Annotated in this window: 1 protein-coding gene; it reads right to left on the minus strand. The window is 71.7% G+C overall.

Annotated features, from left to right (window positions below; all coding sequences use genetic code 11):
• On the minus strand, nucleotides 1-912 hold a 912-nt coding region (locus tag QYS60_RS25715), incomplete at both ends, for a PLP-dependent transferase (RefSeq protein ID WP_371384661.1).

A 912-nucleotide genomic window follows, 5' to 3' on the forward strand; every position in this document is an offset into this window, starting at 1 on the left:
CGCTCGGCGTTGGCGACGTGGCGTTCCATGCGCAGGCTCAGGGTCTCGAGGCCCTGGGCGATGAGGAAGGCGTTGAACGGGGAGACCGCGGCGCCGAGGTCGCGCAGCAGTTGCACGCGGGCCTTGAGGGCGTAGGCGGGGGCGCCGAGGTCGGCGTAGACCACGCCGTGGTAGCTGGGGTCGGGGGTGGTGAACTGGGGGTGGCGGGGGGCGCCGTCGGGGCCGGTGCCGGTCCAGTCGAAGGTGCCGCCGTCGACGAGGACCCCGGCGATGGCGGTGCCGTGGCCGCCGAGGTATTTGGTGGCCGAGTGCACGACGATGTCGGCGCCGTGGTCGAGGGGGCGGATCAGGTAGGGGGTGGCGACGGTGTTGTCGACGATCAGCGGCAGGTGGTGGGCGTGGGCGACGGCGGCGACGCCGGGGATGTCGAGCAGGTGGTTCTTGGGGTTGGCGATGGTTTCGCCGTAGCAGGCGCGGGTGGTGGGGCGGATGGCGGCGCGCCACTGGTCGAGGTCGTCGGGGTCGTCGACGAAGGTGACCTCGATGCCGAGGCGGGGCAGGGTGTAGTGCAGCAGGTTGTAGGTGCCGCCGTAGAGGTAGGGGCTGGCGACGATGTGGTCGCCGGCGGCGGCGAGGTTGAGCAGGGCGTAGGTTTCGGCGGCCTGGCCGGAGGCGAGGAGCAGGGCGGCGGCCCCGCCTTCGAGGGCGGCGATGCGTTGTTCGACCGCGTCCTGGGTGGGGTTCATGATGCGGGTGTAGATGTTGCCGGGTTCGGTCAGGCCGAACAGGGCGGCGGCGTGGTCGGTGTTGTCGAAGGTGTAGCTGGTGGTCTGGTAGATCGGCAGGGCGCGGGCGCGGGTGTCGCCGCCGGCGGGCTGTCCCGCGTGGATCTGCTTGGTCTCGAAGCTCCAG

It is taken from the genome of Rhodococcus sp. GXMU-t2271 (genome assembly GCF_041414735.1).
Classification (GTDB): Bacteria; Actinomycetota; Actinomycetes; order Mycobacteriales; family Mycobacteriaceae; genus Rhodococcus; species Rhodococcus indonesiensis.